General features: G+C 59.8%; 13 protein-coding genes and 1 pseudogene. 4 read left to right on the top strand and 10 right to left on the bottom strand.

The window, feature by feature from the left end; translation table 11 throughout:
- Window positions 1-51 precede the first annotated feature (51 nt).
- A complete protein-coding gene (locus C163_RS03375) occupies window positions 52-390 on the bottom strand; it encodes a hypothetical protein (protein ID WP_003247487.1) in 339 nt (112 codons plus the stop codon).
- A 161-nt stretch (window positions 391-551) separates the two neighbouring features.
- Window positions 552-2,990 (bottom strand): Lon protease family protein, encoded by a 2,439-nt coding sequence (locus tag C163_RS03370; RefSeq protein ID WP_025337632.1) that lies wholly within the window; start codon window positions 2,988-2,990, stop codon window positions 552-554.
- A 253-nt stretch (window positions 2,991-3,243) separates the two neighbouring features.
- Between C163_RS03370 and C163_RS03365 the strand changes: the two genes are divergently transcribed.
- From C163_RS03365 to C163_RS03350, 4 genes are all read left to right on the top strand, one after another.
- Window positions 3,244-3,732, top strand: a complete 489-nt coding sequence (locus tag C163_RS03365; RefSeq protein WP_003256313.1) for a DUF3015 domain-containing protein — start codon at window positions 3,244-3,246, stop codon at window positions 3,730-3,732.
- Between the two features lie 74 nt (window positions 3,733-3,806).
- Window positions 3,807-5,660, top strand: coding sequence for a DUF4105 domain-containing protein (locus C163_RS03360; RefSeq protein WP_025337631.1), 1,854 nt, complete (start codon window positions 3,807-3,809; stop codon window positions 5,658-5,660).
- A 250-nt stretch (window positions 5,661-5,910) separates the two neighbouring features.
- Window positions 5,911-6,267 (top strand): hypothetical protein, encoded by a 357-nt coding sequence (locus C163_RS03355; RefSeq protein ID WP_025337630.1) that lies wholly within the window; start codon window positions 5,911-5,913, stop codon window positions 6,265-6,267.
- Window positions 6,268-6,334: 67 nt separating this feature from the next.
- Window positions 6,335-6,832, top strand: a complete 498-nt coding sequence (locus C163_RS03350) for a GreA/GreB family elongation factor (RefSeq protein ID WP_025337629.1) — start codon at window positions 6,335-6,337, stop codon at window positions 6,830-6,832.
- A 140-nt stretch (window positions 6,833-6,972) separates the two neighbouring features.
- On the opposite strand, the gene gdhA is transcribed toward C163_RS03350, so the two are convergent.
- From gdhA to C163_RS26155, 8 genes and pseudogenes are all read right to left on the bottom strand, one after another.
- Window positions 6,973-8,313, bottom strand: coding sequence for an NADP-specific glutamate dehydrogenase (gdhA, locus tag C163_RS03345; RefSeq protein ID WP_015268894.1), 1,341 nt, complete (start codon window positions 8,311-8,313; stop codon window positions 6,973-6,975).
- Between the two features lie 314 nt (window positions 8,314-8,627).
- Complete coding sequence (gene ettA, locus C163_RS03340; protein ID WP_015268893.1) at window positions 8,628-10,295, bottom strand: energy-dependent translational throttle protein EttA; 1,668 nt, start codon at window positions 10,293-10,295, stop codon at window positions 8,628-8,630.
- A 705-nt stretch (window positions 10,296-11,000) separates the two neighbouring features.
- Complete coding sequence (locus tag C163_RS03335; RefSeq protein WP_025337628.1) at window positions 11,001-11,462, bottom strand: SMI1/KNR4 family protein; 462 nt, start codon at window positions 11,460-11,462, stop codon at window positions 11,001-11,003.
- A 2-nt stretch (window positions 11,463-11,464) separates the two neighbouring features.
- Entirely contained in the window at window positions 11,465-11,695 is a 231-nt protein-coding gene (locus C163_RS26170) for an HNH/ENDO VII family nuclease (RefSeq protein WP_256220404.1), read from the bottom strand.
- Window positions 11,696-11,891: 196 nt separating this feature from the next.
- Complete coding sequence (locus C163_RS03330; protein WP_025337627.1) at window positions 11,892-12,266, bottom strand: barstar family protein; 375 nt, start codon at window positions 12,264-12,266, stop codon at window positions 11,892-11,894.
- 14 nt (window positions 12,267-12,280) lie between these two features.
- Complete coding sequence (locus C163_RS26165) at window positions 12,281-12,715, bottom strand: ribonuclease domain-containing protein (protein WP_155951604.1); 435 nt, start codon at window positions 12,713-12,715, stop codon at window positions 12,281-12,283.
- Entirely contained in the window at window positions 12,715-13,029 is a 315-nt protein-coding gene (locus C163_RS27630; RefSeq protein ID WP_081742225.1) for a DNA/RNA non-specific endonuclease, read from the bottom strand. The genes C163_RS26165 and C163_RS27630 overlap by 1 nt, the downstream gene beginning before the upstream one ends.
- A pseudogene (locus tag C163_RS26155) lies at window positions 12,962-13,818 on the bottom strand (IS5 family transposase). The gene C163_RS27630 and the pseudogene C163_RS26155 overlap by 68 nt, the downstream one beginning before the upstream one ends.
- Window positions 13,819-13,950 lie beyond the last annotated feature (132 nt).

The raw sequence follows: 13,950 nt of genomic DNA, 5'->3' as shown, positions 1-13,950 counted from the left end.
GTAGGAGCGGCCTTGTGTCGCGATGGGCCGCAAAGCGGCCCCCAGCGTCAATCAGGTCTCAGGATGAAACTGGTAATCCCCCAGGTTCCGGCAGCGCTCACCATTGATCCGCCGCAACTGCGCCTGCAAATGCAAACACCAGATCTGCGGATCCTCGGCCACCTGATACCCATGCAAGGTCAGGCTGTCGACAATGGCATTGAGCACAGACTCGGCCACCAACGGCCCATGGAACGGCCCTTGGGCCTTGATCGCGGACGGTTGTTCACCGGCCATGCCGGCGGCGAACAGTAGCGTCCACATGCCGTTGTCCCCGGCCAGCGGACGGATGCTGCATTCGATGCGGGTCACCAGGCCCAGGCACTGGCGTGTGAGGCTGAGATTGCGCATGGCCGCGCCCCCTCCAAAAAGCCTTGTTCAGCCTGAACCTCAGGCTGTTTCCATCCTGAACGCTGATACCGTCCTTAAGTTCCAGCATAGAAGAACGGTATAGAAAGATGGAAAACCGGCGCTGAACGGTAGCACATCGCCGCTAACGCCGGTTTCTTGACTCAGGCCGGCTTGGCCTGGGCAATTACCTCTTCCAGGCGTTCTTTCTCCGCCTTCTCGATTTCTTCCTCGCTGATCATCTCGGCAATCTCACGCAGGCGCTCCACCACCCGGGCGTTGACGCTGCCTTCGGTGAACTGGCCCTTGTCATCCAGCACACCGGCCTCCTCGCCCACCAGCAGGCTCAACGCCTCGTCGGCCTGGCTGACCGCGTACACGTGGAACATGCCGTTCTCCACTGCCTGCAGCACACGCTCGTCGAGCATCAGCGTAGCGACGTTGGCACGCGGGATGATCACCCCCTGCTCGCCGGTCAGGCCACGCGCCTCGCACAGGCGGAAGAAGCCTTCGATCTTCTCGTTGACCCCACCCACCGCCTGCACTTCACCAAACTGGTTGATCGAGCCGGTAATGGCGAAGCACTGCTTGAGCGGCGTGCGCGACAAGGCCGAGATCAGCGTGCAGGCTTCGCCCAGCGAGGCGCTGTCACCGTCCACATAGCCGTAGGACTGTTCCAGGGCGATGCTCGCCGAGATCGCCAGCGGGAACTCCTGGGCATAGCGGCTGCCCAGGTAGCCGGTGAGGATCATCACACCCTTGGAGTGGATCGGCTGGCCGAGGTTGACCTCACGCTCGATGTCGACGATACCGCTGCCGCCCGGGTACACGGTGGCGGAGATGCGCGCCGGCATACCGAACGCCGAATCACCCACTTCCAGCACGGTCAGGCCGTTGCACTTGCCGATGGCCGCGCCTTCGGTGTCGATCAGGATGATGCCGGCAAGCATGTCGTCCAGCACCCGCTGCGAAACACGCCCGGTGCGGGTGGCCTTGGCCTTGAGCGCACGCTCGATGTGCCCGGCGTCGGTCATTTCGTCACTGGCCAGCTGGCGGATGAAATCGGCTTCGCTGACCAGCTGGAACAGGTCGCCGATACGTGCCGACAGGCGCGACTGGTTTTCTGCCAGGCGGGCGCTGTAGGTGGCCAGGCGCGCCACTGCGTCACTGGTCAGTGGCGCCATGCCCTCTTCGTTGGTGCGGGTACGCAACAGCTGGGCGAACTGCTCCAGGTTCTCGTCGACCATGGGCATGTCTTCGTCGAAGTCCACCAGCACCCGGAACATCTCCTGGAAGTCCGGGTCGTGGTCCTGCAGCGCGTAATACAGCTGACGCGAACCGATGATGACCAGCTTGATGTTCAGCGGGATCATCTGCGGTGTCAGGCTGACGGTGGCCACCCGGCCCAGCTCGCCCAGTGGTGACTCCATCTTCAACTTGCGCGACTGCAGCGCACGCTTGAGCGCGTCCCAGACGAACGGCTCGCCCAGCATCTTCTCGGCTTCCAGAATCAGGAAGCCGCCGTTGGCGCGGTGCAGTGCGCCCGGGCGCAGCTGGCGGTACGAGGTGTACAGCGCACCCTGGTCGGTGCTGTATTCGATACGGCCAAACAGGTTGTCGTAGGTCGGGTGCGGCTCGAACACCACCGGCGCACCGCCGTCGGCGTGGTGGCCGACCACCAGGCTTGGGGCGTACTGCTCTTCCAGCAGCTTGCGCGCGGCCGCGTCGGTCTTGCTGTCATCGACCAGTTGCTCGACCACGGTACGCAGCAGGTTCAGCTGCACCGACTGCAGGTAGGCGCAAACCGCAGCGTTCTCGGCGTACTTCTCCGACAGCGGCGCCAGCAATGGCTGCAGGGCCAGGGTGATGGTTTCTTCGTTGAGCTGACGCAGCTGGTTGTTCGACTCGCGTTTCCATTGCGGCAGGCTGGCCAGCTCTTCGTTCAGGCGTTCCTCGAGCAGGGCGATATCCTCGTGGAACTGCTCGCGCACCTCTTCCGGCAACTGGGCGAATTCGGCTTCATCCAGCGCCTTGCCGTCGGCCATCGGGGTGAAGGCGACGTTGCTGGCGTCGCGGTACAGGGCCACGTCCTTTTCCAGCGAGGCGCGCTCGATCACATCCAGGGCGCGGTCGTAACGCTGGTTGAAGGCGCGGTCGATGGCGCCTTTCTTCTGCTGGTACGACGGGTGCTCGAACACCGCCGGGAAGGTCGACAACAGGTTGTCGATCAGCCCGTTCATGTCGCTGATGAACGCCCCGGCGCTGCCGGACGGCAACTCCAGTGCGCGGGGTTCACGGGTGTCATCGAAGTGGTTGACGTAGACCCAGTCGGCCGGGGTTTGCTGGCGCTTGCCCTCGGCCTTGAGGTAGCGCTTTACGAACGAGAAGCGGCCGGTGCCGGGCTCGCCCATCACGTACACGTTGTAACCAGGGCGCGGCATGGCCACGCCGAACTGCAGGGCCTCGACAGCACGCTCCTGGCCCAGGACTCCGCGAAACGGCTCCAGATCGTCGGTATTGGTAAAGGCAAACTGCTCGGGGGAGAAACGCCGGGTCAGGGCTTCAGGCGCGAGACGCAGGCGCGCAGCGACAGGATCGGGCATTGGGTTTCCTTACTTCGGCGGGGCAGATACGCAGCATTCTGGCGCTGCCCGCGCGCGCCTTGCAAGGCTCCACGGGACTTTATGTCGCAGCCGGTGCGGGTCATGTAAGCGCAAATTTTTCGCAATCAACAACGCAACTCTTAGATCGTGCCTAAACTCCAAGCTGCGCGGGTGGGTGAAAAGCTTTCCCGACCTGGCAACCGAGTTGCCAGAAACCCTGACCCTTGGTTAAGTCAAATAGAGAACAAATGCTATGAAACGGATTCTTCTGGGTACTCTGTTCACCGTGGTCTCGATCAATGCCATGGCCGAAGCGCCAGGCGGCCCGAACTGCGGTTGGGGCAACATGCTGTTCGAAGGCCAGCGCGGCACTCCGGCACACTTCCTGGCTTCCACCACCAACGGCACCTCCGGTAACGCCACCTTCGGCATGACCTCCGGCACCAACGGCTGCTCGACCAAGGCCTCGCTGACTTACGGCGGCAAGTCCTGGTTCGCCATGAACGGCATGATGAATGAGCTTTCCGAAGACATGGCCATGGGCCAGGGCGAAGCACTGACCACCTATGCCGTGGTTCTCGGCGTGGCCCCGGAAGACCGTGGCTACTTCGCATCGGTCACCCACCAGCACTTCAACCAGATCTTCAGCAGCGCCGACGTCACTGCCGAAACCGTCCACAGCAACACCCTGGCTGTTCTGAAGAACGACCCACGCCTGGCCAAATACGCAACCGAGGCCTGAGTGCAGCTGCTCCCGCCCCGGCCCCGGGGCGGGTTTCGCCTTTTTTCGGCATCGTTGAGAAGTAGTTGCCCGACATGCTCAAACGCTTCGTATCCCTGGCGCTGTGTGCCTGCGCCCCTGTTCATGCCGCGCCCGTGCAGGACCAAGGCCGTGTCCAGCAACTGGCCAACACCCCTTACTGGATTGCCCTGGGCCATTACGAAACCGCCAAGCTGGGTGGCTGGCGCAGCTATGTGGACGATGATGCGTTCTTCCTCGCCGAGGATGGCGCGCACCACCCCGACCAGGAACTGCAAGCCACGGTCGCAGCGCTGTACGCCCCGGCCAGCCTCGGCGACAAACATGCCCAGTGCGTATTCCCGGCGCGCACCCGCTGGCTGCGCGAACAGCTCGACCTGCAAGACTTGCCGCAACCGGACTGTCAGGAGTTCACCACCTGGTACCAGTCGATCGACCCGCACAGTGCGGCGCTGATCTTCCCGGCGGCCTACCTGAACAGCCCGTCATCGATGTTCGGCCACACCTTGCTGCGCATCGACCAGTCCAACACCCGCAGCGACGACACCACGTTGCTGAGCTACGCGATCAACTTCGGCGCCTACATCGAAGGCAGCGACAACAGCATCCTGTACGCCTGGAAGGGCCTGATGGGCGGCTACCCGGGCCTCTTCGCGCTGATGCCCTACCAGGAAAAACTGTCCGAATACCGCAGCCTGGAAAACCGCGACCTGTGGGAGTACCAGCTGGACCTGACCCCGGAAGAAACCGGGCGCATGGTCGAACATGTGTGGGAGCTGAAGCAGGTCCAGTTCGACTACTTCTTCTTCGACGAAAACTGCTCGTACCGCCTGCTGGAGCTGCTGCAGGTGGCCCGGCCGAGCCTGGACCTGACCTCGCAGTTCCCGCTGACCGCCATCCCGACCGACACGGTGAAGGCCGTGAAGCAGTCCGGCATGGTCGCCAGCGAGACGTACCGCCCCTCTCGCGAACGTGAACTGCTGGCTCGGGCCGAGCCGCTCGATCACGACGAAAAGCGCCAGGTGCTGGCTGCAAGCGCCGACACCGCGCACCTGCAGAGCCCCGAGTTCAAGGCCCTCCCCCGCCAGCGCCAGGCGCTGGTGCAGGATGCCGCGTACCGCCTGGAGCGTTACCGCGCCAATGGACAGGAGCGCGACCCTGGGCAGGCGAAACGCAGCTTCGAGCTACTGCGGGCGATCAACAGCAACCCGCCACCGCCCCTGCAGATCGAGCGCCCGGGCCTGCCCGAGGACGGCCATGACTCGCGCACCTGGCAGCTTGGCGTGGGCACCCGCGAAGACCGCGCCTACGCCGAGTACGGCCTGCGCATGGCCTACCACGACCTGAATGACAACGCCTATGGTTTCCCGCTGGGGGCGCAGATCGAGATCCTGCAGCTGAAGCTGCGTCAGTACGAAGGCAATGACTGGCAGGTGCAGCGCCTGGACCTGGCCACCATCCGCTCGCTGACACCGCGCAACGAGCTGCTCAAGCCTTGGTCGTGGCAGGTGGCCGGCGGGCTGGAGCGGGTGCCGGGCAAGCATGATGACGAAGTGCTGGTGAGCCATGTGAACGGCGGGGCCGGCGGCACCTGGCAACTGGCCGACGGGTTGCTGGGCTTTGCCCTGGGCACGGTGCGGATCGAGCACCACAATGATTTTGCCCAGTTCATCGCCCCGGCGGCGGGCTTCAATGGCGGGCTGCTGTGGCGCAACGGGCTGGGCAACATGACGCTGGAGGCCAAGGGCGACTACTTCACCAATGGCGAGGTACGGCGCAGTGTGAGCCTGAACCAGCAATGGGAGATCAGCCAGAACCTGGGCCTGCGGTTGAGTGCTTCGCGAGAGTTCAGCCACCTGGCTACGGCGCAGAACGAGGTGATGCTGGAGTTGAAGTGGTATCACTACTGATCGGCCCTACGCAGACTTTGTAGGAGCGGCCTTGTGTCGCGAAAGGGCCGCAAAGCGGCCCCGGCAATTTTTGCATCATCGCTGAAATCCTGGGGCCGCTCTGCGGCCCTTTCGCGACGCAAGGCCGCTCCTACAGGACCGCGCCAGGGCAGAACCTGTGTGAACCAACCGACTCTTTGACACTGTTTTGACGGCCCCCCGACAAATCGCCACCTAGACTTTCCAGTATCAACCTGAGGGTTTTGTGGTTATGTCGCGGTACTGGTTTGGCGTGTGCATGGCGTTGTTGCTGTCTGGTTGCGAAACCACCCACGAGCAGATGGTCAACCAGGGCTATCCCCCCGCCTATGCCGATGGCTTTCAGGATGGCTGCAGCAGCGGCCGCCAGGCGGCAGGACTGATGGTCGGCGGCTTTCGCAAGGACGTACCGCGCTACCTGCACGAGCGCCAGTACGAAAGCGGCTGGGACGACGGTTTTCGCCAGTGCCACGCCATGCAGAACAGCGAAGAACAGCGCCAGTACCACGAGCGCTTCTGGGACCAGCGCGAGCGCGACTGGGAGCAGGAAAAGGACCGCGACGCCGCACGCGCCTATCGCCACAACTGAGTCGCAAACGGACATCCCTTGAAACCGGCGGCCTGCGATGATGGTCTCCTGCACAAGGAGGCCACGCATGAGCCGAGCATTCGTCAACGAAGACCAGGCCGCTGCTCAGGCCGATCAGCCGGTCGAGCGACGGGTCAGTGAACAACCCAACTACGTGACCGCCAGCGGCCTGCGCCAGCTGCAGGAGCGCGTGGCCGAACTGAACGCCCTGCGCAGCGAACTGCAGGCACAAGGTGAACGTGGCGACAAGCAACGGCTGGCGGATACCGAACGCGACCTGCGTTACTTCAGCGCGCGAGTGCAGAGTGCCCAGGTTGTGCCGGCGGCGACGTCGCGCAGCAAGGTGCAGATTGGTAGCCGGGTGCGGTATGTCGATGCGCAGGACCAGGAACATGTGGTGCGGCTGGTGGGCGAGGATGAGGCGGATGCCGGGCGGGGGTTGATCAACTGGGGTTCGCCGTTGGGGAGGGCTTTGCTCGGGGCGGGGCCTGGGGATGAGGTGGTCTGGCGGCGGCCGGTGGGGGAGCAAGTGATCGAAGTGGTTGAGGTTTTGGGTGAAGGTTAAGGGACCTGGGGGCTGCTTTGCAGCCCATCGCGACACAAGGCCGCTCCTACAAGGACCGCGTCATTTCTGAACATGCGCGATACCTGTAGGAGCGGCCTTGTGTCGCGAAAGGGCCGCAAAACGGCCCCAACGGCCTCAGATCAAACCACGCCCTGCGCCAGCATCGCATCAGCCACTTTCACGAAGCCTGCGATGTTCGCACCTTTGACGTAGTTGATGCTGCCATCCGCCTCTTCACCGTAATGCACGCAAGCATGGTGAATCGACTGCATGATGTTGTGCAGCTTGCTGTCCACCTCACCGGCAGTCCACAGCAGGCGCATGGCGTTCTGCGACATCTCCAGGCCCGACACGGCCACGCCGCCAGCGTTGGAGGCCTTGCCCGGGGCGTACAGGATGCCCGCTTCCAGGAAGATATCCACAGCCTCCAGGGTGGTCGGCATGTTGGCGCCTTCGGCCACGCAGATGCAGCCATTGCGCAGCAAGGTGCGGGCGTCTTCGGCGTCCAGCTCGTTCTGCGTGGCACATGGCAGCGCGATGTCGCACGGCAGGCTCCAAGGGGTCTGGCCCTTGCGGAACTCCAGGCCGAACTGCGCGGCCAGTTCGCTGATGCGGCCACGCTTGACGTTCTTCAGCTCCATCACCGCATCCCACTGGGCATCGGTCAGGCCAGCTTCGGCGTACAGGGTGCCTTCGGAGTCGGACAGCGAAATCACCTTGCCGCCCAGGTCCATGACCTTGCGCGCAGCATACTGGGCCACGTTACCCGAACCAGAAATCGCCACGCGGCAGCCATCGATACGTTTGTCCTGGCGCTTGAGCATTTCCTCGGCGAAGTACACGCAGCCGTAGCCGGTGGCTTCCGGGCGGATCAGGCTGCCGCCGTAGGTCATGCCTTTGCCGGTCAGCACCGAAGTGAACTGGTTGGCCAGGCGCTTGTACTGGCCGAACATGAAGCCGATTTCGCGGGCACCCACGCCGATGTCACCGGCCGGGACGTCCAGGTCAGCGCCAATGTGGCGGTACAGCTCGCTCATGAACGCCTGGCAGAAGCGCATGACTTCGGCGTCGCTCTTGCCTTTGGGGTCGAAGTCCGAGCCGCCTTTGCCGCCGCCCATGGGCAGCGAGGTGAGGGAGTTCTTGAACACCTGCTCGAAGGCCAGGAACTTGAGCACGCCCAGGTTGACCGACGGGTGGAAGCGCAGGCCGCCCTTGTACGGGCCGATGGCGCTGCTCATCTGAATGCGGTAGCCGCGGTTGACCTGCACCTTGCCCTGGTCATCGACCCAGGACACGCGGAACAGCACGGCGCGCTCGGGCTCGACCATGCGCTCCAGAATGCCGGCCTGCAGGTAATGCGGGTTGGCCTCGAGGAATGGCCACAGGCTGCGCAGCACTTCTTCCACAGCCTGGTGGAATTCAGGTTGGGCCGGGTCGCGTTGCTTCAGGCGCGCGAGGAAATTGTCGACAGATTCGATCATGGTAGACATCTCACCAAGAGGATTGGACTTATTGGTTTTTTCAGGAATGTACCAAGAAGCAATCGCACCGGAATAGGGCGAAATGTCGTTTTTTTGAAATTATTTGGTGCGTTTTCTATAACTGTATACAAATTCGCTATCAGTGTTGGCCTCTTCGCGGGTAAACCCGCTCCCACAGAGGAGCTGCGCAAGCCCGAGAGCTACGGGCATCCCTGTGGGAGCGGGTTTACCCGCGAAGAAGCCAGCACCACTTTCCAGTCAGGCACAAAAATGGGGCCTCAAAGGGCCCCATTCTTGTGCATCAGAACACCGGCTTACTGGGCCAGCTTCTTGTGCCGTACACGGTGCGGCTGGGCAGCAGCATCGCCCAGGCGCTTTTTGCGGTCAGCTTCGTACTCGGTGTAGTTACCCTCGAAGAACACCACGTTCGAGTCGTCTTCGTACGCCAGGATGTGGGTAGCCACACGGTCCAGGAACCAACGGTCGTGGGAGATCACGATCGCCGCGCCCGGGAAGTCCAGCAGGGCTTCTTCCAGCGAACGCAGGGTTTCGACGTCGAGGTCGTTGGACGGTTCGTCGAGCAGCAGGACGTTACCGCCCTCCTTCAGGGTCAGGGCCAGGTGCAGGCGGCCACGCTCACCACCGGACAGGTCCTTGACGAACTTCTGCTGGTCGCCACCCTTGAAGTTGAAGCGGCCCACATAGGTACGCGACGGGATCTCGTAGTTGCCGATGCGGATCATGTCGGAGCCGTCGGAAACCTGCTGGAACACGGTCTTGCCGCCGTCCAGGTCCTCGCGGCTCTGGTCGACGCAGGCCAGCTGCACGGTTTCACCGATCTCGATGCTGCCCGAGTCCGGCTGTTCCTTGCCCATCAGCATGCGGAACAGGGTCGACTTACCGGCACCGTTACCACCGATCACACCGACGATGGCGCCTTTAGGCATGGAGAACGACAGGTTGTCGATCAGCACGCGGTCGCCGTAGCCCTTGGTGACGTTCTTGAACTCGATGACCTTGTCGCCCAGGCGCGGGCCGGCCGGGATGTAGATCTCGTTGGTTTCGCTGCGCTTCTGGAATTCCTGCGACTGCATTTCTTCAAAGCGCTGCAGACGGGCCTTGGACTTGGACTGGCGGGCCTTGGCGCCTTTGCGCACCCATTCCAGTTCCTCTTTCATGGCCTTCTCGTGGGCGCTCTGCTGCTTGGATTCCTGCGCCAGGCGCTCGGACTTGGCTTCCAGCCAGCCCGAGTAGTTGCCTTCGTACGGGATGCCAGCGCCGCGGTCCAGTTCCAGGATCCAGCCGGCGACGTTGTCGAGGAAGTAACGGTCGTGGGTAATGGCTACCACGGTGCCCGGGAAGTCGTGCAGGAAGCGCTCCAGCCAGGCCACCGAGTCGGCGTCCAGGTGGTTGGTCGGTTCGTCCAGCAGCAGCATGTCGGGGGCCGACAGCAGCAGGCGGCACAGGGCCACGCGGCGCTTCTCACCACCGGACAGGTGCTCGATGCGTGCGTCCCAGGCCGGCAGGCGCAGGGCGTCGGCGGCAACGTCCAGCTGGCGCTCAAGGTTGTGGCCGTCGGCGGCCTGCAGGATGGCTTCCAGCTTGGCCTGCTCGGCGGCCAGCTTGTCGAAGTCGGCATCCGGTTCGGCGTAGGCAGCATAGACCTCGTCCAGGCGCGCCTGGGCGTCCTTGATCACGCTGACCGCCTCCTCGACCACTTCGCGCACCGACTTGTTCGGGTCCAGTTGCGGTTCCTGCGGCAGGTAGCCAACGTTGATGTCGGGCATCGGACGGGCTTCGCCGTCGAATTCCTTGTCGACGCCCGCCATGATCCGCAGCAGGGTCGATTTACCGGCGCCGTTCAGGCCGAGCACGCCGATCTTGGCGCCCGGGAAGAACGACAGGGAAATGTTCTTGAGAATTTCCCGCTTCGGCGGCACGACCTTGCTCAGCCGATGCATGGTGTAGACGTATTGAGCCATTCTGGATACCCCAGTCTTAAGGTTAAGAAATACCGGGCAGCCCACGTGAATTTGACCGGGCTGCCATTGCCAAAAAATTCGTTGTCTGGCGTCGCGCTGTTAATTGGGGCTGCAAAAACGCGTAAACAGCCTTCTCGCCATGAAAATGATCCGTTGCGCAGCTGGCGAGGATTGGCCGGGGGTCTGGATGCCGTCGCTGGGTGGTGCAACGCAGTGAAGCAGCCTTTTCCGCCCTACCTCATGTTCTCGCTTCAAAAAATCGACCTCGCCATGACGCTCAGAGCCGGCAGGCTGCTCGCTCCTGTGGCGCCTGCGCCAGTCGTCGCCGCTGCCAAGCTGGCTATCATCTCAACTACGTGCGACACGCTCAACTGTTCGCCTGCTGGGTGGCAGAAAGGTAGTCATGTTCATCATTGGACAAAGGGAGGCTGAGCAAAGCGGAGTACGCCCCTCTGGTATAGACCAAGACGGGGCTTGGCCTGCGGACTGAGCATCACCAGCGAAGAACGTGAATTTTTCATTGCCGTGGGCGAGCGAATTGCCCGCCTGCGCAAAGAACACGGCATCACCCACACTCTGTTGCGCAGATGCTCGATGACCTGATCGCTCAGGCCACGACCAAAGCAAGCAGCGAAGGAAAGGAGATTTTGCAGTAAGCAGATAAAACAACACCGGCGCATGGCCGGTGCAGAATGAGGACACCTATCAAATATGAGCAGAAATTCGTTTATATAAAAACTCATAAAAATCTGAAGCGTAATTAACATCTTCACCAGACGGAAGTCGAAGATTCACGGGACACTCACCATCTTTAAACTTTGAATAGTCAAAGAAAAAGACTTCCCCCATATCAGTTTCGCTAATCACAAGCTTTTTGCCATCTACCAGATTATTTTTTATGCCCACAATATGCTGATAGACAATATCCCCTCCATTGACACCCTCAAAGTCCACGCCATAGATACTGTAAATTTCTTCAGTACCAATCTCGCCACCCGCATACGTCTTTAAAAACCACTTGTACGACCCTGGCAGTTCAAGCCCTAGCCGCTGCTCGGCCTTCTCAATCCAGTCATCACCCACGCAATCGGCCTGGCTACCAAAGCACACGATATCAGGATGCAGTGATACTAAATCCTCAATTTGATGCGTCGTAACTTGGCTCATTCTCAATTCCTAAAGTCTGCAGATCGTTGCTTCCAGTACTGCACCTTCCACTTATCAAAAGCTGCCCTATCAATACCAGAAGGAATTGTATTAGGGTTAATGTGAATAGTTGCGCTATTGGCCTGGTGAAAACTTTGCGTCATTTCTCCAATAGGCCCTGACTGTGTTTGCGTCATATGGTGCAGGTTCACCGACTTGCCATCTACACCTATGGGCGCTCGACCAGAGGCCATACGCTCAACATTACTACCTGTTATGACTTTGCCACCTTCACGCCAACTAGTTTGCAAATTAGGATCAAATAAATCATTCCGCTGATAGACCTTATTCCCACTAAACTGAATAGGATCTTTTGACCAAAAATTACGTTACTGAGTAAAAACAGAGCCCGCCTCTGTAGCGTTCCCTATTCCTTTTGCACCACTTGAATTAGCTCATTAAAAGTGCCTCCACTGCACTTCGGTCAGTCGACCGGAAGAAAACCTCCAATTGATGCGCCTCATCTCGCCCCCAGTCAAGAGCCGCGTCGCGCAACACCTCCAGGTAAACCTTCAGGTCATCTACTGGCACGTTTGGAGTAACTTCATGCACCAGAACCACCTTGCGGCATGGAATCCATTCAAGATCTCTCAAACAGTCGTAGAGTGCATCCCAATTGAATCCAAAATACCCTGGAAGCCATAGCTGGTAATATAGCGCGCTCAGCAGCTCTTCCGAGAGAGAAATTTTCGGATCAATACGGACATAAAAGACTTCCGCAGCGTCGAATGAAGGCGTGAGATCGGAGTACTTGAATGGCAGCATTTCCACTCCTTGTTTTATTTATTGACTGGGATAAATGTCTTGTAATGATCTGCAATGTAGTACATCTCACCACCCTTCCCAACAACTATCCGCTGAGGCCCTGGCCCTGAAACACCTGGGGTAGGATGTACGTACATAAAGTCGATGCAAATTTTAAATTTAATCAAGTCCAAGGCCACCTCACAGCCACTCCACGCTGGCAGCCCTCCTGTCAGTTTATTCTCAACATACCAACGACGCAACTCTATTAAAAGATCTAAAATATCTGTATTGACTCGCCCGCCTGCCGTAAACCAGGCAACGTTACCTTGTTCATCAATATAGTCATACTCACAGCTATCTAGCTCCTGGGATAGTTGTGCACGCATAATAACTTTACAGGCTCCATCGGGAGCAATCTCAAACAGAATACCCCCAATGTCATTATAGATATCATCATCACTACGCATCAATTTACACCCGGTGAGCTTTTAAATAAAATCTCTTTTGGACGAGCAATACCTATTGAATACTGCACGTTAAAGCTTTCTGGCCGAACAGTATTGCCAAAATAAATAGTCTCAATCTTTACGTTAACTTGCTTTCCCTCCTTGAATGCGGACGCCCATGTATTCCCCATAGATTTCCAAGTACCTTTATTCAAGTTTCCATTCATGGGAAGGAGGTTCAACCTCTCCCCAGGTCCGTTGAATATACTAGGCTCCGTACGAAAAGAGATTTCGCAAACACCGCATGGGACAAGCCAGTGAGACCATGGCGGCATAGCTTTTCGCGAGCTTGTCGAAGCGTGTGACGATGCGGCGATTCTCTTTCAGCCAGCCAAAAATACGCTCAATGATGTTGCGCTGTCAGTATTTGGGCCGATCAAACAGTCTGGGTAAGCCAGGCTTGGGTTTGCGCTTCATTGAGCGCATCGGGATGACGGGTTGCATACGGTACTGGTCGCAGTAACGGCGCAGCGTTTCGGCGTCGTAGCCCTTGTCGGCGAGCAACCATTTGCGGCGCTTGCGCGGGCGGCCACGTTGGTTCGATGGAATGCTGACTTCGTCCAGCAGTGGTTGTGCGTAGCTGATGTCACTGGCTTGACCGCCAGAGAGGAGGAAGCGCAACGGTGTCCCGTTGGCGTCGCAGAGCAAGTGGATCTTAGTTGTCGGGCCACCGCGACTGGAGCCTAGAGCGTGATCGGCAGGTTCGTCAGGCCCCCTTTTTTCCGAGCGCCAGATGGGGCTCGGGTTGCACGTACTGCGGTTGAGTCGATCATCCAGGTTTGCAGATCAATCAAGCCTTGCTCATTCAATCTCAGGTGTAAGCACTTGAGCATCTGATCGAACGTCCCTTGGTTTCGCCAGCCGCGAAACCGTTGATACAGCTTTGACCATGGGCCGAAGCGCTCCGGCATGTCTCGCCACGCAGCGCCCGAGCAGAGCACCCAGAGCACGCCATCGAGCATCAGGCGGTCGCCTAGACGCGGTCGCCCCCGACCATGAGTTTCGATGAAGAGATCAGAGACCACTTCCCAGGCCTCGTCCGAGAGTTCGTAACGCTTTGCCATCACAGAATTCCTTTCCGTAGATGGCCGGGCCCCCTGCAGAATTTCAGCTTCCGAAGGGCGGCAATTGGGTTTCTCGGGATTTCGTACAGAGCCTAGAAGACAGAAGTCGGATAACTAATTGATACATAAGAA

The sequence above is a fragment of the Pseudomonas sp. FGI182 genome, from assembly GCF_000511325.1.
GTDB lineage: Bacteria > Pseudomonadota > Gammaproteobacteria > Pseudomonadales > Pseudomonadaceae > Aquipseudomonas > Aquipseudomonas putida_Z.
This window is presented reverse-complemented; position numbering and strand designations above follow the sequence as displayed.

What these genes read in the sequence shown, in the direction of transcription:
- C163_RS03375 (WP_003247487.1), bottom strand. Translation starts at nt 390, where the DNA reads ATGCGCAATCTCAGCCTCACACGCCAGTGCCTGGGCCTGGTGACCCGC.
- C163_RS03370 (WP_025337632.1), bottom strand. Translation starts at nt 2,990, where the DNA reads ATGCCCGATCCTGTCGCTGCGCGCCTGCGTCTCGCGCCTGAAGCCCTG.
- C163_RS03365 (WP_003256313.1), top strand. Translation starts at nt 3,244, where the DNA reads ATGAAACGGATTCTTCTGGGTACTCTGTTCACCGTGGTCTCGATCAAT.
- C163_RS03360 (WP_025337631.1), top strand. Translation starts at nt 3,807, where the DNA reads ATGCTCAAACGCTTCGTATCCCTGGCGCTGTGTGCCTGCGCCCCTGTT.
- C163_RS03355 (WP_025337630.1), top strand. Translation starts at nt 5,911, where the DNA reads ATGTCGCGGTACTGGTTTGGCGTGTGCATGGCGTTGTTGCTGTCTGGT.
- C163_RS03350 (WP_025337629.1), top strand. Translation starts at nt 6,335, where the DNA reads ATGAGCCGAGCATTCGTCAACGAAGACCAGGCCGCTGCTCAGGCCGAT.
- gdhA (WP_015268894.1), bottom strand. Translation starts at nt 8,313, where the DNA reads ATGATCGAATCTGTCGACAATTTCCTCGCGCGCCTGAAGCAACGCGAC.
- ettA (WP_015268893.1), bottom strand. Translation starts at nt 10,295, where the DNA reads ATGGCTCAATACGTCTACACCATGCATCGGCTGAGCAAGGTCGTGCCG.
- C163_RS03335 (WP_025337628.1), bottom strand. Translation starts at nt 11,462, where the DNA reads ATGAGCCAAGTTACGACGCATCAAATTGAGGATTTAGTATCACTGCAT.
- C163_RS26170 (WP_256220404.1), bottom strand. Translation starts at nt 11,695, where the DNA reads ATGGCCTCTGGTCGAGCGCCCATAGGTGTAGATGGCAAGTCGGTGAAC.
- C163_RS03330 (WP_025337627.1), bottom strand. Translation starts at nt 12,266, where the DNA reads ATGCTGCCATTCAAGTACTCCGATCTCACGCCTTCATTCGACGCTGCG.
- C163_RS26165 (WP_155951604.1), bottom strand. Translation starts at nt 12,715, where the DNA reads ATGCGTAGTGATGATGATATCTATAATGACATTGGGGGTATTCTGTTT.
- C163_RS27630 (WP_081742225.1), bottom strand. Translation starts at nt 13,029, where the DNA reads ATGCCGCCATGGTCTCACTGGCTTGTCCCATGCGGTGTTTGCGAAATC.